General features: G+C 68.8%; 13 protein-coding genes and 4 tRNA genes. 1 reads left to right on the forward strand and 16 read right to left on the reverse strand.

Translation table 11 applies throughout. From position 1 onward, the window contains the following. Window positions 1–74: 74 nt before the first annotated feature. The 12 genes from rpoB to Pla163_RS14385 all read right to left on the reverse strand — a co-directional run bounded on the left by rpoB (window position 75) and on the right by Pla163_RS14385 (window position 12026). Window positions 75–3785, reverse strand: coding sequence for a DNA-directed RNA polymerase subunit beta (gene rpoB, locus Pla163_RS14330; protein WP_145189849.1), 3711 nt, complete (start codon window positions 3783–3785; stop codon window positions 75–77). 1533 nt (window positions 3786–5318) lie between these two features. Further along, window positions 5319–5669, reverse strand: coding sequence for a 50S ribosomal protein L7/L12 (gene rplL, locus Pla163_RS14335; RefSeq protein WP_419186498.1), 351 nt, complete (start codon window positions 5667–5669; stop codon window positions 5319–5321). A 246-nt stretch (window positions 5670–5915) separates the two neighbouring features. Next, on the reverse strand, window positions 5916–6452 hold the full coding sequence (rplJ, locus tag Pla163_RS14340) for a 50S ribosomal protein L10 (RefSeq protein ID WP_419185955.1): 537 nt from the start codon (window positions 6450–6452) through the stop codon (window positions 5916–5918). Between the two features lie 195 nt (window positions 6453–6647). Next, entirely contained in the window at window positions 6648–7334 is a 687-nt protein-coding gene (gene rplA, locus Pla163_RS14345; protein WP_145189858.1) for a 50S ribosomal protein L1, read from the reverse strand. A gap of 320 nt (window positions 7335–7654) precedes the next feature. Beyond that, on the reverse strand, window positions 7655–8080 hold the full coding sequence (rplK, locus tag Pla163_RS14350; RefSeq protein ID WP_145189861.1) for a 50S ribosomal protein L11: 426 nt from the start codon (window positions 8078–8080) through the stop codon (window positions 7655–7657). A 247-nt stretch (window positions 8081–8327) separates the two neighbouring features. Continuing rightward, the gene (gene nusG / locus Pla163_RS14355; RefSeq protein ID WP_145189864.1) at window positions 8328–8879 is read right to left on the reverse strand and encodes a transcription termination/antitermination protein NusG; all 552 of its coding nucleotides are present in this window, start codon (window positions 8877–8879) and stop codon (window positions 8328–8330) included. A 14-nt stretch (window positions 8880–8893) separates the two neighbouring features. After that, window positions 8894–9319 carry a preprotein translocase subunit SecE gene (gene secE, locus Pla163_RS14360; protein WP_145189867.1) on the reverse strand — a complete coding sequence of 142 codons (426 nt, stop codon included), beginning with the start codon at window positions 9317–9319 and terminating at the stop codon, window positions 8894–8896. 194 nt (window positions 9320–9513) lie between these two features. Continuing rightward, window positions 9514–10722, reverse strand: coding sequence for an elongation factor Tu (gene tuf, locus Pla163_RS14365; RefSeq protein ID WP_145189870.1), 1209 nt, complete (start codon window positions 10720–10722; stop codon window positions 9514–9516). A gap of 236 nt (window positions 10723–10958) precedes the next feature. Further along, window positions 10959–11033: transfer RNA gene (locus Pla163_RS14370), tRNA-Thr, on the reverse strand. A gap of 184 nt (window positions 11034–11217) precedes the next feature. Beyond that, window positions 11218–11292: transfer RNA gene (locus Pla163_RS14375), tRNA-Gly, on the reverse strand. 223 nt (window positions 11293–11515) lie between these two features. After that, window positions 11516–11600, reverse strand: a tRNA-Tyr gene (locus Pla163_RS14380). A gap of 350 nt (window positions 11601–11950) precedes the next feature. After that, a tRNA-Thr gene (locus Pla163_RS14385) sits at window positions 11951–12026 on the reverse strand. 769 nt (window positions 12027–12795) lie between these two features. Between Pla163_RS14385 and Pla163_RS14390 the strand changes: the two genes are divergently transcribed. Continuing rightward, the gene (locus tag Pla163_RS14390) at window positions 12796–13428 is read left to right on the forward strand and encodes a peroxiredoxin (protein WP_145189873.1); all 633 of its coding nucleotides are present in this window, start codon (window positions 12796–12798) and stop codon (window positions 13426–13428) included. A gap of 92 nt (window positions 13429–13520) precedes the next feature. Here Pla163_RS14390 and Pla163_RS14395 read toward each other — a convergent pair whose 3' ends face one another. The 4 genes from Pla163_RS14395 to Pla163_RS14410 all read right to left on the reverse strand — a co-directional run bounded on the left by Pla163_RS14395 (window position 13521) and on the right by Pla163_RS14410 (window position 22044). Beyond that, a complete protein-coding gene (locus tag Pla163_RS14395) occupies window positions 13521–16142 on the reverse strand; it encodes a carboxypeptidase-like regulatory domain-containing protein (RefSeq protein ID WP_145189876.1) in 2622 nt (873 codons plus the stop codon). A gap of 133 nt (window positions 16143–16275) precedes the next feature. Continuing rightward, window positions 16276–18873 (reverse strand): FG-GAP repeat domain-containing protein, encoded by a 2598-nt coding sequence (locus Pla163_RS14400; protein WP_145189879.1) that lies wholly within the window; start codon window positions 18871–18873, stop codon window positions 16276–16278. Between the two features lie 115 nt (window positions 18874–18988). After that, on the reverse strand, window positions 18989–20422 hold the full coding sequence (locus Pla163_RS14405; protein WP_145189882.1) for a LemA family protein: 1434 nt from the start codon (window positions 20420–20422) through the stop codon (window positions 18989–18991). Between the two features lie 143 nt (window positions 20423–20565). Further along, window positions 20566–22044: a hypothetical protein gene (locus tag Pla163_RS14410; protein WP_145189885.1), complete on the reverse strand. Its 1479-nt coding sequence runs from the start codon at window positions 22042–22044 to the stop codon at window positions 20566–20568. Window positions 22045–22201: the final 157 nt, after the last annotated feature.

Genomic DNA, 22201 nt, shown 5'->3' on the forward strand with positions numbered 1-22201 from the left:
GGCGCGTCGCTCCCCAGCGTGAGGGAGCGACGCGCCGGCGGGCGCGCGGCGACCGTTGGCGGTGCCGTGGGGCCTTACAGGCCGGACTTCTTCTGCAGCTCGATGTTCAGGCCGAGGCCCTTGATCTCGTTGCAGAGCACTTCGAACGACACCGGGGTGCCGGGCTCGAGGATGTTGAGGCCCTTGACCATCGACTCGTAGATCTTGGTGCGACCGTCGACGTCGTCCGACTTGACGGTCAGGAGCTCCTGGAGGATCGCGGCGGCGCCGTAGGCCTCGAGCGCCCACACCTCCATCTCCCCGAAGCGTTGGCCGCCGAAGCGCGCCTTGCCGCCGAGGGGCTGTTGGGTGATGAGGCTGTACGGGCCGGTGGCACGGGCGTGCACCTTCTCGTCGACGAGGTGGTGCAGCTTCAGCATGTACATGACGCCGACGGTCACGTCCTGCTCGAAGCGACTGCCGGTGCGACCGTCGTGGAGCTTGAACTTGCCCGTCTTGGGCAGTCCGGCCTCCTCGAGGGCGGCTTCGATGTCGCTCTCCTCCGCACCGTCGAAGGCGGGCGTGTAGAAGCGACAGCCGAGCACGCGGCCGGCGAGTCCGAGGTGCGTCTCGAGGATCTGACCCACGTTCATCCGGCTCGGCACGCCGAGCGGGTTGAGCACGATGTCGACGGGCGTTCCGTCCTCGAGGTACGGCATGTCCTCCATCGGCATGATCTTGGAGACCACACCCTTGTTGCCGTGACGGCCGGCCATCTTGTCGCCGACCGACAGGTGGCGCTTCGTGGCGACGTAGACCTTGACCATCTCGAGCACGCCGGTCGGAAGCTCGTCACCGCGGCTGAGGCGGTTGACGACCTTGTTCTTCTCCGACTCCTTGTTCTCGATGCGGCCCTGGAACTCGTTGATCGTGCGATCGGCGTCGGCGCGCTTCTTCTCGTCGCCGGACTCCTCGGCCGCCGCGACGCACAGGAGCTTGACGCGACGCAGCTCGTCGAAGGTCGCGGTGTCGTCGAAGGCCAACGGCTTGTTCGTCTGGCTGTCGATGATCTCCGTGCCCAGGATGCGGCTGACGTCCTTGAGCATCATCGAGGTGTACTCGCGGAAGGCTCGCAGGAAGTCGGTCTCCGCATCGCGGATCTGGGTGAGCACCTTGTTGCGCTCCTCCTGGGTCAGGTTCACGCGGCGCGAGAACTTCTGCGTGTCGATGACCACGCCGGTGGTGCCGGGGGGCATCGTCAGCGACGCGTTCTTCACGTCCACGCCGGCGCGACCGAAGATCGCGTGCAGCAGTTTCTCCTCGGGGGTGAGCTCGCTCTTGCTCTTCGGCGCCACCTTGCCGACCAGGATGTCCCCGGCCTGCACGTTGGTGCCGGTCTGCACGATGCCGCCCTCGTCGAGCATGGAGAGCGCCTTCTCACCCACGTTCGGGATGTCGCGCGTGAATTCCTCCTTGCCGAGCTTGGTCTCGCGGATCTCGACCTCGTACTCCTCGATGTGGATCGAGGTGAAGACGTCCTCGCGGACGAGCTTCTCCGAGACGAGGATCGCGTCCTCGTAGTTGAAGCCGTCCCAGGGCATGAACGCCACCAGGATGTTCTTGCCGAGCGACAGTTCGCCCATGAAGGACGAGGCGCCGTCGGCGAGCAGCTGGCCCTCTTCGACGACCTCGCCCTCGACCACGCGCGGGACGTGGTTCTGGCAGGTGCGCTCGTTGAGGCCGCGGTACTTCGTCAACTGGTACTCGTCCTCGTCGACGATGATGACCTGGCTGTCGGCGTAGCGCACGGTGCCCGCGTTCTTGGCGCGGACGCTCATGTCCGTGTTCTTCGCCACGATCGACTCCATGCCGGTGCCGACCGTGGGCGGCTCCTGGACGACGAGCGGAACCGCCTGCCGTTGCATGTTCGAGCCCATCAACGCGCGGTTCGCGTCGTCGTGCTCGAGGAACGGGATCAGAGCGGCGGACACACCGACGATCTGGCGCGGCGAGACGTCGACGTAGTCGACCTCCTCCGGCGCCACCTCGTAGTTGTCACCGTCCTTGCGCACGAGCACGCGCGGGCCGCGCAGGTTGCCGTCGCGGTCGGCGGCGTCGGCGGGTGCGATGACCGCGCCCGACTCCTGGTCGGCGCGCAGGTACTCGACCTCTTCCGTCAGGATGCCGGCGCGCACCTTGCGGTACGGCGCGGTCAGGAAGCCGTAGTCGTCGAGGCGCGAGTAGAGCGCGAGCGACGAGATCAGACCGATGTTCGAGCCTTCCGGCGTTTCGATCGGGCACAGACGACCGTAGTGCGACAGGTGCACGTCGCGCACGTCGAAGCCGGCGCGCTTGCGGTTCAGACCGCCCGGGCCGAGCGCGGACAGACGGCGCTCGTGGGTCAGCTGACTGAGCGGGTTGGTCTGGTCGACGACCTGGGACAGCTCACCGCGGCCGAAGAAGTACTCGACGGCGCTCGAGAAGGTCTTGCTGTTGATCAGGTTGCGCGGGGAGACCGTCTCCGGGCTCTCCAGGTTCATGCGCTCCTGGGCGGTGCGACGCAGCTTGAGCAGGCCCTTGCGGAACTCCTCGGCGGCGAGCTCGGCGATCGTCCGCACGCGGCGGTTGCCCAGGTTGTCGATGTCGTCGATCTCGCCCTTGCCGGCCCGCAGGTCGAGCAGGTACTGGATCGAGTTCGTGATGTCCTGGGGCTGGAGGACCTGGACCTCTTCCGGCACGTCCTGGCCGTACTTGCGGTTCAGTCGGAAGCGGCCGACGCGACCGAGGCGGTAGCGCTGCGGGTCGAAGAACTTCTCGTGGAAGAGCTCGCGCGCCTTCTCCAGCTGGGCCGGGTTGCCCGGGCGGAGACGGCTGTAGATCTTGACCAGGGCCTCTTCGTGGCTGGCGCAGGGATCCTCCGCCAGGCTGTTGATGATGAGGGGATCGAGGTCGTCCGGCTTCTCGTCGATGATCTCGACCTGGGCCAGCTCGCTGGCGGCGATCTCGAGGGCCGCGGACTCGGAGATCTGCGTCCCCGAGGCGACCAGGACCTCGCCCGTCTTCAGCACCACGACGTCGCCGACCGCGAAGCGCCCGGTGATGTTCTTGGCGAAGGAATTCTCGGTCTGCGACTTCGTGCGCTTGACGACCTTGGCCGGGTAGAAGTGGCGCAGGATGTCGGCGTCGGTGGACAGGTTCTCGTCCATCGCGCGCAGGAGCGTCACGGCGGAGAACTTGCCCGACTGGTCGATGCGGACCGTCAGGAGGTCCTTCTTCGTGACGTTGAGCTCGATCCAGGAACCGCGCTCCGGGATGATCCAGCACGAGTGCAGCTTCTTGTCGATCGTCGAGGTGTCGACCGAGAAATCGACGCCCGGCGAGCGGTGGAGCTGGCTCACGATCACGCGCTCGGAGCCGTTGATGATGAACTCACCGCCCCCGATCATGATCGGGATCTCGCCGAGGTAGACCTCCTCCTCGACCGGCTCCGGCTTGATCAGGCGCAGGCGCACTTTGAACGGGTAGCCGTAGGTGAGGCGCAGCTTGCGGCACTCGTCGATCGTGTAGCGCGCACGACCCAACTCGTAGCCCACGTACTCGAGGCACATGGTCTTGTCGTACGAGTAGATCGGGAAGACCTCCCTCAGGAGCCCCTCTAGACCGTGCTCATCGGTACGAGCCGCCTGTGGCGTCTCGACCATGAGGAAGTCGTCGTACGCCTTGCGTTGGATCTCGACGAGGTTCGGGACCTCGACGATGTCGCCGTAGCGGGAGAACTTGCGAACGGGCGGCAGGTTCTTCGTCATGGGTGGAAGAGCGGGTGCGACCCTCTGGAGGGTCGATCACGACACCTGGGCGATCGACGAGTCGAGCGCGGGCGGCGTGCGGGCGGCGGGCTTCGGACGGTGGAATCAGCCTCGCGCGGACGCGGGGCCGATGAACGATGGACGCGAACGGACGCTGGGCGACCGTTCGTTCGTGTGCGACGGGATCGAGCGGGTGACCAGCGGCCGCGCGGCGAGCGGACCGTGGTCGCTGCACGCGAGACGGTGCTCCGCCTCGCGGGCGCTGGCGCGCTCGGTGTTCGTGAGGCGCAGCACGGGACTCACAGCTTCGGACCAGGTCGTGGCGCGCGCGCGAACGGCGCGCCGCTCACTCCCCCACGCCCGCTCGCGAAGCTCCGACCGGTTCACAACGCCGCAAGAAACGGTGCCGCGAAGATCGGTGCCGCGAACGACCTGCTCCGCGAACCCTCGAACTCCCGGGTGCGTCTCACCCGATCGCGACTCCGTCGTCCGGCCCATTCGCTCGGCGCCACGCGAACCACACAGCGGTTGCGACGCGACGCTCCCACCCGAGGACCACGAGGATCCTTGGGAAGAGAGCGCGCTGGACGCGTTCCACGTGGCGGGTCGGGAGGTGGGCGCTATCGGAGCGGGCGGAGAGTTCGCGGACATGAGACCCAGGCGCCGTTCACGCTGGCCGTTCCGTACTCGGGGTGGGAACCTCGAGGTGGGCGCGGAGGACGCAGCGAAGGTGGCGAGTGGGTCCGGTCGACGAAAGGAAGAGCGGCGAGAACGGACGGCCGGAGCGGACGGTGCGGGCAGGCGGGCGAGCGGACGGTCGGCGAGTGAGGCGGTCGCTCGAGCGCGAGTGCAACCCGTCCGGTCGGACGTGCAGCACCCGAGCGGACGGGTCGAGCAGAATGGTTCGTGAGCGGATCGGCGGTCGAAGGATCGGCGGGGCGTGTGGAGCGACGACGGGTACGAGCGTCGCCGACCAGGTGCGCACCGGTCGAACGGGCAGTGGCCGGACGGGCGAGTACCAGGTGAGCGGGCATCCACCCACCGAGCGTCGACGGGACCGAGAACCGAGTCGCGGGAGATGGGTAGCAGGAGACGAGTCCCGGCGAACCGAGTCCCGGCGAACCGAGTCCCGGCGAACCGAGTCCCGGCCGGGCGCCAACCGAGCGGACGGCTGGGGGCCGCGCGCAGGGGTGCCGCTCGATCGGTGGTCGAACGCCGGTCGTGGACCCCACAGGATGGGCACCGAGGCCCCGCCCGTCAAGGCTGGGGTCCCGCCGACCGACGCGGTCCGGCCTTCCCGAGTGATGACGACCCGGACTCGGTCGAACGGCCCTCCCCCACTCCGGTTCCCGTCGATCGACCGTTTCGACGGCCTGGCGACGGGTGAGGGCGGGTCGGGAACGCACCGAAGCCGGGCCGTCGTGCGGACGACCCGGCCACTCGGCGACCGATCCGAATCGAGCCCGAGTCTCCGCGAGGAGCCCCGACCGATCCCTGGAGGCACGGCGGGACGGGCGAACCCGTCCCGTCCACTCAGTCGATCTTGACCGAGCCGCCGGCGGCTTCGATCTGCTTCTTGAGCTCTTCGGCTTCGTCCTTGGACACGCCTTCCTTGAGGGGCTTGGGCGCGCCGTCGACGAGTTCCTTGGCTTCCTTGAGGCCGAGTCCGGTGATGGCACGGACCTCTTTGATGACCTGGATCTTCTTGTCGCCACCGCTCTCGAGGATGACGTCGAAGGAGGTCTTCTCTTCGGCAGCGGCTTCACCGCCGCCAACGGCAGCGGCGACCGCGACCGGGGCTGCGGCGCTGACGCCCCAGTGGGATTCGAGGGCCTTGACGAGCTTGGAGGCGTCGAGCAGCGAGAGGCCGTCGAGCTTGTCCATGATCTCCTGCAGACCGGGCTCGAGATCGACGGTGTTGGTTTCTTCGGACATGGTTGGCTCTACAGAAGCGTTGTGGTCCCGCGACACCAGCGTTGGTGCGCGCGAGATGGGCGGTCGACGCTGTGCGACCGCCGGGGTTTCAGTGGTGTTGACGAGTCGCGTTCGGCCGGCTGCGACGTGGCTGCAACCGGAACGAGGCGCGATGAACGATGGATGGGGTCGGTCGGGAAGTGGGCGCCTGAGCGCTCACTCGCCTCCCTCGCCCTGGTCGACGTGGGCCTGGATGACGCGGGCGAGACCCGACGGGTTGGCTGCGATGACGCGGACGAGACCTTGTCCCGGGCCGATGAGGCAGCCGAGGATCTTGGCGCGGAGCGTGTCCTTGTCGGGGACCTCGGCCATGGCCTTCGCATCGTCGGCGCCGAGGACGTTGCCCTCGAGGGCGCCGCCGCGGAACGCGACCTTGCCGGCTTTCGTGGTGCCGTGTCCCTTGACGACCTTGGCGGCGCTGATGGCGCCCTCGGCGTCGGAGATCATCACGCCGATGTTCGCCCCCGCGAAGACGTCCCGATCGAACTCGAGTCCGACTTCGGCCAGGGCCCGACGGGCGAGACGGTTCGGGACCATCCGCAGACGGACGCCGGCTTCGGCGGCCAGCTGGTTGCGGAGCGCCTCGTTCTCGTTCATCGAGAGCCCGTTCATCGAGATGACGACGAGGCTGTCGGCACTCTTGTAGGTGTCGGTGAGCTCCCGCAGGAGCATGGTGTTCAGGACGCTGGGCATCGTATTCGCCTCGTGTTCGCCGGCACCTCCGCGCAGATCGCGCATGCCCCTTCGACCCTTGGAGGTCGCAGGAGCTGGAGGTGGTTCGTGGTGCGGCGTGGTGGTTCGGTGTCGTGCGCTGGTCGGTGTGCGCGGATCGGTGCCTTCGTCGAGCGGCGGGCCGAGGCCGGGGCTCGAGTCAGGCGGAGTGGTGGATCACGCGCCGTAGTTGATCCACGCGCCCGGGCCCATGGTCGTGGAGACCGAGACCTTGCGCATGTAGATGCCCTTGACCGCCGGCGGGCGCAGGCCCTCCAGGTGGGTCAGGAAGGCGGAGAGGTTCGCGGCCAGGTCGCCAGCGGCGAACGAGCGCTTGCCCAGGGGGGCGTGGACGTTGCCGCCCGCGTCGGTGCGGAACTCGACCTTGCCCGCCTTGAACTCCAGGACGGCCTCGGCGACGTTCGGCGTGACGGTGCCGCTCTTCGGGCTGGGCATCTTGCCCTGCGGACCGAGGACGCGACCGAGCTTGCCGACGTGCTTCATCATGTCGGGGCTGGCGATCACGACGTCGAAGTCGAGCCATCCGCCGGCGATCTTGTCCGCCAGGTCGTCGCTACCGACTTCGTCGGCACCGGCTTCACGCGCGGCGTCGGCCTTGTCGCCCTCGGCGAAGACGACGATCTTGACGTCCTTGCCCAGGCCCTTCGGGAGCGACACGGCACCGCGGACCAGTTGGTCCGACTTGCGCGGGTCGACGCCGAGCTTCACGACCACGTCGACGGTCTCGTCGAACTTGGCGGCGGGCAGGGACTGGAGCAGTTCGATCGCCTCGACGGCGTCGTACTTCTTGTTGCGGTCCACCTGGGCGGTGGCCTTTTCGAATCGCTTGCTGCGCTTGGGCATCGTGTTCCTCGAGCTGTCGGACGTCCGAGCGCCCCGGTGGTCCGGCGCGGTGAGCGCGCGGGGCGGGGCTCCGTCCGGAGCGGGCTGTCGGTGTCGGTCGGCGTGCGCCCCCATTCAGGAGCGCCTCGATCGGATGGGTTCGATCGCGACGGCTGGTGCGCGCCGCGTCGGGTGGTTCGTGGTGAGCGGACGTCCGAGGACGCCGCGCGTGGATGGTCGGTTCGGTCGGCGCGTGGCCGTCCGGACGTGGGAGTGAGCCGTCGTTCGGGTGTCGACGCTCGGAACTCGATGCCCGGGCGTCGACGTTCGGGCCGTGTATCTCAGCCCTTGACGGCGATGCCGGAGGAGCGGGCGGTGCCTTCGATGATGCGGCAGGCCTGGTCCAGGTCGCGGGCGTTGAGGTCGGCCATCTTGAGCTGGGCGATCTCTTCGACCTGGGCGCGGGTGACCGAGCCGACGATCTCGTGGCCGACGTTGTTGGCACCGCTGGTGAGACCGGCGGCCTTCTTCAGCAGCACGGATGCCGGCGGCGACTTGAGGATGAAGTCGAAGCTGCGGTCCTTGTAGACCGAGATCTCGACCGGGATGATCATCCCCATCTGGTCGCGCGTGCGGTCGTTGAACTCTTTGACGAACTGCGCGATGTTCACGCCGTGCGAGCCGAGGGCCGGACCGACGGGCGGCGCCGGGGTGGCCTGCCCCGCGGGGCACTGCAGTTTGATCTTGCCTGTGACTTCTTTGGCCATGGCTGGTGGGAGTCGGCCGAGCGATCGGCGTTGGATGGCTGGCGGAGCGCAGCGGCTTCGGGCCGCGGAACGCGCTCCACGCGCTGGATGGTTGGATGGGCGAACCCGAGCGGGTTCACGGCGATGGGGTCGTTGGCGTCGTTCGTCGTCGCGGTCGTTCGCGGCACTTCGTCGGTCGCCGCACCGGAGCGGCGCGGCGCGCATCGTTCGAGGATGCACCGACTTCGAAGCCAGGTCCGGACGGACGTCAGACGGACTCGACCTCCCAGTACTCGAGCTCGACCGGCGTGGCGCGGCCGAAGATGGTGACGATGACGCGGACGGTGCCCTTCTCGGCGTTGATCTCGTCGACCTGGCCGTCGAAACCGTCGAACGCGCCCGACTTGACCTTCACCATGTCGCCCTTGGACATGGAGATGTTGACCTGCGGCTTCTCCTCGGACTCGGACATGCGAGCGAGGATCTCGGCGACTTCGTGTTCGGTCAGCGCCGTCGGCTCGAGCCGCGGGCCGAGGAACTCACCGAAGCCGGGCGTCTCACGCATCGTGGCGCGCGCCTTCATCGTCCCCACCGCTTCCGGGTCCTCGAGGTCCGCTTGGACCATGAGGTAGCCCGGGTAGAGCTTCTTGGTGACGATGCGTCGCTTGCCGCCCTTGAGGTCGGTGACGCGCTCGAACGGCACGAGGACCTGGGGCACGACCTCTTGCAGATCGGCGGCGCGCAGGCGCGTCTCGAGTTGGCGCCGGGTCGAGTCCTCACGGCCGGACTGGCAGCGGACGAAGTACCACTTGTATCCCATGGTTCTGTCTCTGCTCAGCCGACGAGGAGTTGTTGGAAGAGACGACCCAGGAACCAGTCCGTGAACGCCAGGAAGCCCATCAGGATCATCACGCAGATGACCACGACGGTCGACGTGTTGACGACGTCGTCCACGGACGGCCAGGTGACCTTGCGGAGCTCGTGCTCGGTGTCGATCAGGAAGTCCGCGACCTTGCGACGCTGCTGCCAGCGCCAGATCAGGGCGGTCAGTCCGAGAAAGATCACGGCTGCGATGAGGAACGCGCCGGTGGCTTCGATCCGCACGATCGGCAGGGGCCGTTCGAGCAACGGGGTCCGCAGGGACTCCACGTTGTTGAACAGCATGTCGAACAGGAACGAGCAGCCGAACAACGTCACGAACACCAACGACCAGAAGGCGAACATGCGGGCCATGCGGCCCTGATCTTCCCGGTAGGTCATGACTGGTGAGGGGTGGACGAGGTTCGTGTTCGGGTGGCCGCGTCGCGGCGCGCGTCGTGCGCTGCCGGCGGGCCGGGTCGAGGGGGCCGGTCGGACCGGCGCACGCACGTTGGAGAGGAACCGGGGGATGGCTCCCCGCGCGAGAAATGATCGAAGGGGCCGGTCCGCGATGGAACCGGCCCCTTCGAGGGCTGTCAGGCGAGGATCTTGGTAACGACACCGGCGCCGACGGTGCGGCCGCCTTCGCGGATGGCGAAGCGCAGCTGCTCGTCCATGGCGACCGGGGTGCCGAGCTCGACCGTGAGCTTGACGTTGTCACCGGGCATGACCATCTCGGCGTCGCCGAGGAGGCTGGCGGTACCGGTCACGTCCGTCGTGCGGAAGTAGAACTGCGGGCGGTAGCCGTTGAAGAAGGGCGTGTGGCGGCCACCTTCGTCCTTGGAGAGGATGTACACCTCGCACTCGAACTTGGTGTGCGGGGTGATGGTGCCCGGCTTGGCCAGGACCTGACCGCGCTTGAGGTCCTTCTTGTCGACGCCACGGAGGAGGACACCGACGTTCTCGCCGGCACGGCCCTCGTCGAGCGTCTTCTGGAACATCTCGACCCCGGTGCAGGTGGTCTTGCCGATGACGTCGGACATGCCGACGATGTCGAGGGCGTCACCCGTGTTGACGATGCCGCGCTCGATGCGGCCGGTGCCGACCGTTCCACGACCCTTGATCGAGAACACGTCCTCGATCGGCATCAGGAAGGGCTTGTCGACGTCGCGCTCGGGAACCGGGATGAAGCTGTCGACAGCGTCCATCAGTTCGTCGATGCACTTGAAGGCCGGGTCGTCCGAGGGCTTGCCGGCCTCGAGGGCGTTCGCCGCGCCGAGGGCCGAACCGCGGATGATCGGGGTGTCGTCGCCCGGGAACTCGTACTTGTCGAGGAGTTCGCGGATCTCCATCTCGACGAGGTCGAGAAGCTCTTCGTCGTCGACCTGGTCGACCTTGTTCATGAAGACCACGACCGCGGGCACGTTCACCTGGCGGGCCAGGAGGATGTGCTCACGGGTCTGGGGCATCGGGCCGTCGGCGGCCGACACGACCAGGATCGCGCCGTCCATCTGGGCGGCACCCGTGATCATGTTCTTGACGTAGTCGGCGTGCCCGGGGCAGTCGACGTGCGCGTAGTGACGGGTCGGGGTCTCGTACTCGACGTGGGCCGTCGAGATCGTGATACCGCGCTCCTTCTCCTCGGGCGCCTTGTCGATCTCGTCGAACCTGCGCGCCTGGGCCAGACCCTTGGAGGCCTGGTGCTGGCAGATCACGGACGTGAGCGTGGTCTTGCCGTGGTCGACGTGCCCGATGGTTCCCACGTTGGCGTGGGGCTTGGTCCGCTGGAAGACTTCCTTAGCCATTTCGTTTCGTGCGGGGCAGCGCGGGCGACGCCCGCGGACTGATTAAGTCGTGTGGTGAGAGGGACAGCCCCGCGGAGCGCGATGCACGGCCGGACGGCCGTGAACCTCGCGATAGCCCGTGGGCAGGTCGATCGTTCGCCAGCCACAGGGCCGGCTCTCGATCGTTCGAGAGTGACGTGTTCGTTTCGAGATGGGATCGTGGCGCGTCCGTCGCCGGCGCACGCCCCGATGGGCGTTGGAGCTGCTGACGGGACTTGAACCCGTGACCTCTTCCTTACCAAGGAAGTGCTCTACCACTGAGCTACAGCAGCTCGCGGAGCGGCTCGCACCACTCCGGTTCCGTTGAGACCCGAGCGCAGCGGGAGGAGCTTCGGCTCTCCCCGCGCAGCGCGGGTTCGGACGTCGGGACGGGGCTTCGTGTTGGCGCTTCGTGTTGGCACTTCGAAGCGTCGCTGCAGCGTGCAGCGCGCACCATGCAGCGAGCGGGCAGCGAGGTGGAGCGGGAGACGGGGGTCGAACCCGCGACATTCAGCTTGGAAGGCTGACGCTCTACCACTGAGCTACTCCCGCGCCGTACCGCTTCGGATCCTTCGGGGCTCGTGCCCGGATCCTTCGCTCCCCCACCTTCGAGCCCCATGGGCATCGGCGCGGAGGACGCGCGCTCGTCAACGAAACCGACTCGTGGCGTTCGTCGCATGCACCGCGCCAGACCCTGGTGCCTGATTCTTCGGGCCCCCGCTCGAACGAGCGCGGCCGGCTGAACTCCACCCCGAGAAGACTGGGCAGGCGGAACTGGTGGGCGGAGCAGGATTCGAACCTGCGAAGGCTGTGCCAGCAGATTTACAGTCTGCCCCCGTTGGCCACTTGGGTATCCGCCCATGGGTTTCGCGAAGGCGCGGCGCCTCGGGCGGGCGTTCCGTGGAGAGTGACTCCGTGGAAGTTCGCCAGGCCGAGGGGACCGCAGCTTCGTGAGTGCGACGAACGTCGTGGGAGTCGGTGCGATCGCACCCCGGGCCGCGATCGTCCGGCGTGCGCCGTCGTTCGACGTGCGACACGACCGGCCGAGCGGCGCGCACAGGGCGCTCCCGTCTCGTCCAGACGTCTGATCTCGTTGTCAGTGAGCGTCGGCCATCCGCCGGGGCGGTCGGCCGTGATCGATGATCGCTGCGGTGCGTGGGCGCCACCTGGCCGGAGGCTGCTCTGCGCGAGAGCGGACCAGCGGTCGAGATGGAGCCAGCGGCGGGACTCGAACCCGCAACCTTCGGATTACAAATCCGATGCTCTGCCAATTGAGCCACGCTGGCAGGAGCCAGTGGGGCGCCCTCGAGGGCGGTTTCCCGCCCCGTCGCGCGGGCCCCAGAGGGCCCTCGATCGGCCGAGCGAAGGCTGCGGAGAGCCACGCGTTCGGCGCAGGGAGCGAGGATGGTAAGGATCGCCCCTTCGAACGCAACGGTCCGGGGGCTTTTTTCGCGGGGACGTCCCGATCGAGCGGCAGCGCGGCCGCAGCGGACCGACGTGCAGCGGACCGGGCAGCAGTGGATCTGGCAGCAGCGGTTCGGGCCGTGGCGGAGCGAGGACCCGCCAGCGCCGAGACAGGCACCGGGACAGGCGCCACGAACCGGCCGTGGACTCCCAGCCTCCACCCGCGGCCGGCTCCGGGGGCCTGCACCGTCTGATCCGAGACCGCGCTCCGCGCTGGCGCCCCCCCTTCCGCCTGCCGCCGGCCCGTTCGGGCCCCAGGGGCGGTGCGGTCGGACGCGGGCACGCGCGGACGATTCGCGGGAGCGAGGGACGGACTCGCGCAGCCCGTGGAGCCGTTCGGCGCGCGGAGCCCGTGCCGTCGCGCGCTTCGCGCCACCCCGGTCCGCAGCCGGGTCGCTCGCCTCCCCGGCCACCACCCGACCACCTGGCACTCGCACCAGTCGCGGCCACGGACGAAACGAGCCTCTTCACTCGCGCACCGAGCCGCGGAGGCGTACCACATCTGTCGAGGACAGGTCCGTGCGGTCGGGACCCGTCCATACGGAACGGCTCCCGTCCCGTCGACCGCTCCACCCGAACCCTCGATCCCACATGGCCCTGCAACTCGGCGACACCGCCCCCGACTTCGAAGCCCACTCCACGTCGGGCACGATCCGCTTCCACGAGTACCTCGGCGACAGCTGGGGCGTGCTCTTCAGTCACCCGAAGGACTTCACGCCGGTCTGCACCACGGAACTCGGCGAGGTCGCGCGGCTCAAGCCCGAGTTCGACCGCCGCCACGTGAAGGTCGTCGGTCTCTCGGTCGACTCGCTGAAGGAGCACGAGGCCTGGAAGGGCGACATCGAGGAGACCCAGGGCACGGCGCTCAACTTCCCGCTCGTCGCCGACGAGGACCGCGCGATCGCGAACGCCTACGGGATGATCCACCCGAAGGCGCTCGACTCGCTGACCGTCCGTTCGGTGTTCGTCGTCAAGCCCGACAAGACGGTCGCGCTGACGATCACCTACCCCGCCTCGGTCGGACGCAACTTCGACGAGATCCTGCGCGTGATCGACTCGCTGCAACTGGCGGCGAAGTTCCCGATCGCGACGCCCGCCAACTGGAAGGTGGGCGAGAACGTGATCATCTCCCCCGCCGTGAGCGACGCCGACGCGAAGGCGAAGTTCCCGGCCGGGTGGAAGACGCTCAAGCCCTACTTGCGCATCACGAAGCAGCCGAGCTGAGCGGCGCAGGCTGGTGACCGCGCGGCCCGCCCTCGATCAGCCGATCGGGGACGGGCCGCGCGCGTTGGCGCAGACCACCGCGCGCCCTCGCTCTACTGCGCGGACTCCACGAACAGCACGACCCCGAGCTCGCTGCCGTCGTTCGAGAGGTCGGAGTGGACGTCGAACGAGAGCTGCTGCCGGGTCTGGTCGTTCTGCGCGCTCGCACTCACCTCCCAGTCCCCATCCGCGAGTCGCAGAGCGATCTCGGCGCCGCTCACTTCGACGTTGGGCACGCCGCTGACCTGGAGGCGATACATCTCGCCCAGCGGATGCAGCGTGCACATGGAGACGAACCCCACATCGTCCGGCTCGGGCAGATGGAAAGTGACGCCGATCAGGAAGTCGGGCTCGCGCAGCAGCCCTAGTCCCTCCTGCGCCTCGACCCACTGCACGTCGTCCGTCGCACCTGAACGCAGGCGCCGGACGACTTCGGTGGCGTCCAACTCGGCCGACATCACGAGGAACCGGATCCGGTGGTCGTGGTGCGCCGTTCCGCTCGTGACGATCTCGAGCTCGTGCTCGCCGCCGCTCGAGAGATCGACGGTGGTCTCGACCGTGTCGCCGGGGACGAAGGCGTGGACCGTGAGCGGATGCGCCGGCAGGTCGTCGAATCGAGCCACGCCGGACTCGAGGGTCCTCTGCGCTCCCCAGTACTCGTCGAGCTGTGCCTTCAGGGCCTCGAAGCCCGGAGACACGTGGAGCTCGACCTGACAGCCCAGCCCCACCGGTTGGCCGTCGGCCCCCACGACCTTGACGCTCAGGGACGCGCTGGGAACGAGCTGCACGTCGACGCGATTCTCGCCCTCCGGGTACTCCACGTAGCCGAGCGACTTCAGCATGTAGCCGGGCGCTTCGAAGTCGATGCCGCGCTTGCCGGACGGAAAGCTCTCGTACTCGTACTCGCCGTCCACGCCCTCGATCGAAGAGCTGTTGGTCGGCCGCATCTTGAACTTGGGGATCGGGGCGCCACTTCGGAAGTCGGTCACCGTGCCCAGGACCACGATCCCGCGCATCCGTTCGGACGTGATCTCGAGGTCGACGTCGCGAGCCCCTGCGGGAACCGTGAAGTCCATCGCGCGATCGCGCTCGAACAGCGGCTGGACGCGCACGGTCACGTCACCGAGGTGCAGGTGCGTCAGCTCGAACCGACCGTCGGGCGTCGTCCTCGCCTCGCCGCCGCCTCCAGCGATCTCCCAGGTGTTCGGACGCTCGAAGAAGTTCGCGTCCATCTCACGGTCCGAGACGACCCACACCTGCGCGCCTTCCACCGGGCGCCCGTCGAGCAGCACTCGCCCCGTGATCGAGTCTCCGCGCGAGAGCCGTACGTCGACGGCAGGCGCGGCCGCGTTCGGAGCGACGACGACGGGCTGCACGACCTCCACGGCGTGGCCTTCGTGGTGGACGACGATCCACGGCGCATGGCGCAGCGTCTTCGGATCCAACAACCCGCCGACGACGAAGCGGCCGTTCTCGTCGGTCGTGACACCCTCGCGAGACGTGTCGCCGTGGGAGTTCGGGCCGATGCGAACGGTCGCGCCGACGGCGGGCTCGCCGGCTGCGTCGAGCACGACACCACCGACGCCGAGTCCCGAATCGAGTTCGAGCACGACCTTTGACCCGTCGAGCTTCACGAACTCGATGAAGGGAGCGTACGGCTCGTGGGTGAAGCGGAACTCGTAGGTACGCGGCGGAAGGCCCTCGACCCGAATGTCGCCGTTCGCGTCCGTACGGCTGTCGATGCGTCCGGCACTGATCGAACGCGTGACGCCGTCGGCGAGCAACGTCTGGCTCGCGGCGTTCCCGCCGCTCATCACGCGCACGCCCTCGATGCCCCGTCCGGTGGAGTCGACGACGCGCAGGTCGAGGTCGATGCCGGGCACCAGCAGGAGGCTGTGCTCGACCATCTTCGAGGGGCGCTCGTACTGCGAGAGCCCGATCGCCGAGACGAGGCCGAGTTCGGGGTGGTGCGCCTGGACCCAGACAGTGGGACCGAGGTGATCGAGCTGCCAACGCCCGTCCCCGTCGGCCACCACCTCGCGATCGCACGCCCCGTAGTTCCGACCTCGGCACCAGCCACGCACGGTCGCACCGGCCACGGGCCGGCCGCTCTCGTCGACGCACCGACCGGCGATGCTCCAGCCCGCGCCGACGACGGCGTCGAAACGCACGACTTCGCCCGGCAGGACGTTCGGCAGCTTCGACTCGTAGAGCTCCACGGTCGTCGCGCCCGAATGGATGCGCACCGCTTCGATGGCATCGCGCGCATCGACCTCGAAGCGCACCACGCCGTCGTCCCCGGTCGTGCCGCGCGGGTCGTCGTCCGCGGCGCCGTACAGATCGACGCGCAGGCCGGCGACCGGCTCCCCCGTCTCGGCGTGGGTCACCGCCACCTCGAACACGGCGCTGGTGTCCGTCGCGGCGAACGGGTCGGGCTGCGGACTCGTCTCGGCAACAGCGGCCGACTGCGGTTCCGCCTCGAGCGCCGCGCGAGCGCCCGGGATCGAGCTGTCCGCGAGGTCGTCGACCCGTTCCGCGTCGCGCTCGACGGCCGCGGCCGTTCCCGACGATTCGAGCGCCGCGAGGTCGTCGGAACCGCCCGAGCGCAGCAACCAGAAGAGGGCCACGGCGATCAGTGCGATCGCCGACAACATGACGAGGGTGCGAGCCTTCATGCCACAGAGTCTAGAGCCAGATGCTCGGCGCGTCGGTCCCGCCCAACTCGGAGCGAGATCGAGCGCCCGCGTCGCACCGCTCCCCGCTCTCGCAGTGTGCGTCGGAGCCGTCAAGTGCGACCGCAGTGGCGCCCTACTCGAAGAGCCGGTTGCGGAGCATGACCACGCCCAGCGCCCCAAACGCGTGCACGACCACCAGGTCGGGCATCCCGTCGCCGTCGGCGTCGATGGTCGCGTCGCCGATCACGTCCCACCCGGGGTCGAGGAGCGACTCGGCCGCAGCGAGTTCCCCTTGTCGAGTTCCGCGCAACCAGACCACCGCGGCCTCGTCGGGAGTACTGCCGCCGTCCCACACCACGAGGTCCAGGATCCCGTCGCGATCGGCGTCCACCGTCGAGACGCGAACGGGCCAGGAGCCCACGTCGTGCACGGCCGGGTCCGCCAAGGAGCCGTCCCCAACACCCAGGTGGACGTACAGATCGTCCGAGTAGCGATTCGCGACGAGCACGTCCAGGTGGCCGTCCTCGTCGAGGTCGACGATCTCGACGAGGTGCGGCGAATCGCCGACCGGTCGAACGACCGCGGGGCCGAAGGAGCCGCCGCCGGTGCCAAGACGGACGGTGAGCGTGTCGGTGGGCTCGTTGGTGTACACGAGGTCGCTCGCACCGTCGCCGTCGAGGTCGGCCAGCCCGAGTCCGTAGGGACGATCACCCGCGGGGATCGAGATCACGCTCGCGAACGTCCCGTCGCCGAGCCCGAGACGATACGTGACATCGTCGGAGTTCCGGTTCGTCGTGAGCACGTCGGCCACGCCGTCACCGTCCACGTCACCGACCGCGAGGCGCCACGGTCCGTCGCCCATCGCGAAGTGGATCGGTCCGCTCGCCGTACCGTCACCGTTGCCCAGGAAGATGGAGACCGAGTCGGACTCGTGGTTCGCGACGACGATGTCCAAGGAACCGTCCTGGTCGAGGTCCGCGAGCTCGACAGCCTTCGCGTCGAACCCCGCCGTCCCTTCGAAGGAGAGCTCGAACGTGCCATCGCCACCGCCGAGGAGGACGCGGACCGGGGACAGCGTCAACGCTTCGGCCACCGAGACGAGATCGTCGACGCCGTCGCGATCGAGGTCGCCGACCGCCAGATCGACGAGCCCGGCCCAGGGGTTCGGGGTCGGCGCGTCGAGCTGGGCGCCCGCGAGCCCGCGCAGGACGAGGATCGACGGCGCATCCGGGTACGAGATCAGGACGTCGAAGTGGCCGTCGCCGTCGACGTCGGCCGGGACCTGGGCGGATCCCGCCACGGGTCGCGCGTGGACCGCGGCGGGCGCGAAGGTCCCGTCGCCGTTGCCGAGCGCGTACTGGACGATGGACGCCTGGAAGAAGAGGTCGCAGTTCCCGTCGCCGTCGAGATCGCGGATCTCCGGAAGAAAGATCCCGTACGGCGCCACGTCCACGTTCGGGATCTCGGGTCCGAAGGTCCCGTCTCCGACGCCGAGCCGCACGACGAGCGACTGCGCGTCGTCCACAGCCTGGCCCATCGTTCCGAACACGAGCAGATCGAGGACGTTGTCACCGTCCACGTCCGCGAGGTCGAAACTTGGCCATGGACTGCTGGAGAACGGCGGAAACGTCGCACTCTGCGTGAACGCACCGTTCCCGTCGCCGAGGAGTACGAACACATCGAGAGGACCGGTCGGGAACGCGGCGACGGCGACGACCAGGTCGAGGCGCCGGTCCCCGTTCAGATCACCGCCGCGCAATCCACGCGGAGCGGTCGGGAAGGCCGGTGACGCCCACGGCGCGAACGTCCCGTCCCCGAGTCCTTCGTGGACCTCGACACCCTGCGCGCCGCGCATCAACAGATCGGGATACCCGTCGCCTCCGATCATCGCGACCGCGAGGAAGTCCGCGCCGGACGTCTGACCGAACGACACGCCACCGAGGGAGGTGAACGTCCCGTCGCCGGCCCCAAGATGCACGCTGTAGTCGGCGTCCGGCCCGAAGAAGTTCACGTAGTCGAGCAGGAGGTCGAGATGACCGTCCCGATCGAAGTCCGCCGTGAGAACGTTCGTGACCCGGTCGTCCGCGGCATCGAAGAAGTTGGGTGCGCCATAACTCCCGGTGCCGTCGCCGAGTCGAACCTCGACCCGATCGGGATCGCCGAAGTCGTCCCCTCGAGAGGTCGTGATCAGGTCGACGGCCCCGTCGGCATCGACATCCGCCACCACGATGACCGACGCCCCCCTGGTGAGCGGGATCTGCGGCCCCAGGAAGTCGAGCGCGCCGTCGCTGTCGCCCATCCGGATCGTGCGTGCCGCGGTGAACGCGAGCGACCCCGCCGCGCCCGGGTCGGCGACGAGGCCCTGCGTGTGGAACTCGACACCGACGTAGGCGGCCGGCACGTTCGCGAGCGCGAGGATCACCGGCGACTCGCCGTGCGCATCGGTGCCGACCACGGCCAATGCGAAGTACGGCGGCAGCGGATGGGCCGTGGCTCCGAACTCGGGCAGGGGCACGGGCGACGCGGTGGCGCTCGCCGCGATCACGCCGACCGAGTTCGCGGGCGCGTGGGTGATCCGTAGGCCGAAGGGCTTGCCGACGAGGGGCGCGCCGTCGATCGCGAGGCGCGGCTGGCTGGCGAAGCCCGCCGTGCCGCCGCCGAGGGTCTCGACTTCGGCCTGCTGCAGTGAGGTCGGAGCGAGAAGGGCGAGGGCGAGCGTCGGAGCGAGCATGGCGAGGATGGTCTGCGGGTCGTCGGAGGCGAGTCGGGCGGCGAGAGGACGCCCGCCGCGCCCCCGAGTCTAGGGGCGCGGACGAATCCAGGGGGCGACCGGGGCTCCGTGCAGTTCAATCGCGCTGCTGGGCGCTCGGGGCGCTGGAGTCGTCGCCCGTGCCCTCGCCCTCGCCCGCATGCTCTGCCGACGGATCCGCGCCGTGTGCCGGAGTCCCCGCGCCAACGAGCCGCACCTCCACCGCCTCGCGCTCGAAGGCCTCGGCGTGCACCAACTCGCGCCGCCGAAGGTTCGCGAGCGCCGCCACCCAGCGCTCGGGCACGGTCAGAAGGCGCACGTTGTGGTGCGTGGCGATCTCGTTGTAGTAGGCGCGCGCGAGGGCGATGCGCTGTTCGGTCGCGATCAACTCGTCCTGCAGCTGACGGAAGTTCACGTCGGCCGTGAGTTCGGGATAGCGCTCGACGAGGATCGACACGCGCTGGCGCAGCTGGTGGTGGTCCGGGCCGCGTTCGCCGGGTGCGGTCGCGCCGAGTTGCGTGCGCATCTGTGCCAGCGCTTCCTGGGTGTCGCGCTCGTGGCCGGCGAGGGCCTGCACGGCGCGCACGAGGTTCGGGATGAGCGTGGCGCGGCGCTCGAGTTGGATGTCCACCTGGCGCCAGGCCGACTCGACGCGGTGGCGCAGGTCGATCAAGCCGTTGTAGGCCATCAGCAGCCACACGAGCGGCGCGACGGCGAACCAGGTGAGGGCGCCGGCGAGGACGTAGTTCGGCCAGCGTGTCTCGACCGCGAGGTTCGCGATCGCGTCCCCCACCGCGACGCCGCCCGCCGCGAGGAACCCCGCGAAGACCGTCCAGCCCCAGTAGCCACGGCCGAGCGACGTGCGCACCGCTTCCTGACCGCGCGTCGAGATCAGGAACATGCGCGCGTCCTTCTCGAACGCGATCTGCGGCGCGACCACGTCGTCGCGTTCGTTGGCGCGGCCGATGATGTAGAGGTCGGCCCCGTTCACGATCGCCTGCTCGGTGAAGCGTCGGCGGTGGTCGGAGTGTGCGACGGCGCCCGGTGGACCCTTCGCGTAGTAGAGGTCGTCCCAGCGCCCACAGGTCTCGCTGAAGATCGTCTCGGTCTCGAGGTCCGCGCCGGCGGGCCGCACGAGCACCTCGCCCTCGTCGTCCTCGAGGAAGAAGTCGATCGTGTCGCCGCCGCTGGCCACCGACTTCCAGCCGCTCTCGCGGCGCGTCCGCGTCCGGGAGCGGCCCTTGCTGTCGGTGTAGGTTTCGGTGACGGTGCGCGACCAGTGTTCGCTCACGTCCCAGGTGTAGTGGACGCAGTCCTCTTCGGCGAGGAAGCTCCGAAGTGGTGCGTCCGTGCGCGCGCGGCCCTCGAGTTCGACGAGGCCGATGAAGACGCCCGTGGTCTTCGAGGTCGGGAGGTTCGCGACGAGCCGTTCGCGTAGCGCGAGCACGTACGACCGCCACAGGCAGAGGGCGGCGAACAGCGCACCGAGGAGCGGCGCGATCCACAGGGCGGGGTGGGACGGGTCGGGCACGGGGGCAGCCTACGTCGGGGCGAGGGATCGATTCGAGTGATCGGTACGGCGTCAGGCACGAAAGTGCCACCGGCCCGCAACGACGCTGCGAATCGCAGCGTCGTTGCGGGCCGGTGGCACTTTCGTGCCTGACGCCGTACCGATCACTCGGCGATCTCGAGCTTCGCCGTCCCAGTCCGGACCATCACGAGCCGTCGCACGTCCCGCATCCGTCCGAGTTCGCCTCCGAGACGTCCCGCGATCGCGAGCGCGAGGCCGCCGTCGCCGGTGACGCGCGTCGCGACACACTGGGTCGGAGCATCATCGGTGGTGAGCCGCGCCTCGCTCACGGCTCGGATGTCGAACCCACGGCTCGACGGAACCGCAGCGTCCACGAACCGGACGTCGGACTCGATCTGCCGCCAGACGCTGTTCTCCTCGTGCGTCCCGTACAGCACGAGTTGACCCTGCGGTCCGGATGTGGCTTCCACTTGATACGCCCGATCGGTGAGCACGTGCACCTTGTAGAGGCTCGTGTCCCCACACGCCGCCGCGTACACCATGGCGTCGAAGTTGGCCAAGGCTCGGTGCGCCGCGACCGCGTGGACGTCGCCCGACGTGCCGACGACGAAGTAGACGCGAGGCGGGTGCTCCATCCCTTCGAACACGTGCGGAAGCTGCAGCATGCGCTCCCTCGGGTCCGCGGCGCTCATCGCTGACCGAGGCGGAGCCGAGAAGCTCACGTACTGGCGATTCCCGGACTCCTCGCCATCCATCTCGGCGTAGACCTCTACGGGAAAGTGGAGCGGACCTCCCTCACCAGGATCCTCCCAGAGACCCCGCTCGACGAAGCCCATTGGTTCAATCCCCCCGAAGCACGCCCACGCGTCGGGCAGGAACGTCGACGCGAGCGGGGCGGTGACCGGATCGCCGTAGTGGAAGTGCAGCTCCTCGACCCGCGCGGCCGAGGCGTTGAACACTGGGATGCTGATCCCGTCGTGGTGAGCCGTTCGCGTCGCGTGTTCGAAGAGGGCCTCTTCGATCCCGAGCACCAGGCGGTGGCGCGGCTTCCACAGATCGAACTCGAACTCGCCGTCCACGCCGAAGAGCACGACTTCGTTGCGACCCGCGCGCACCTCGACCGGCCAGCCTGTGGTGCGCGGTCCTCGGCCTTCACCGAGCAGCGGCTTCCCGTTGAAGACGACCACCTCGGCACCGCGCACGCGCAGCATGCGGTCTTCGCGGTAGGGCGCTTCGAGCGTGCCCTGCGCCACGAGGACATCTGCGGTCTCTCCCGGTCGCCCCGCTTGCCACTTCACACCGGGCAGGCGCGGCGCGGGCGCACCACCTACGGTCGGTTCGTCGTTCGACGTGAGCAGGCCGAGCGCCAGGACGCCCAGGTCGATCGGCGCCTCGGGCCGGTCGAGCACCACGAGCCACTCGTCCACGTCGAGATCGGGCGCCTCGTGAACGCGTTGGGACGGGAGACGGTCCTCGTCGAGCGGGCATTCGGCGACCTCGATCGACCCTATTGCGAGGGGCGCCGGCTCGATCGCTCCAGGAGCGACGGGCACCGCGCACCCGACGAGTGCGAGCATCGGGGCGACGAGTCGACCGACAGGGGTGGCGAGGGCGGAGCGCATCGGCGGTCTACGCCGACGGCTCGAGCGACGTTGGGTCGCCGGCGACGCAGTCGCGAGAGGTGGTGTCGACGGTGTGATCGGTACGGCGTCAGGCACGAAAGTGCCACCGGCCCGCAACGACGCTGCGAATCGCAGCGTCGTTGCGGGCCGGTGGCAC

Source organism: Rohdeia mirabilis (assembly GCA_007750655.1).
GTDB lineage: Bacteria > Planctomycetota > UBA1135 > UBA1135.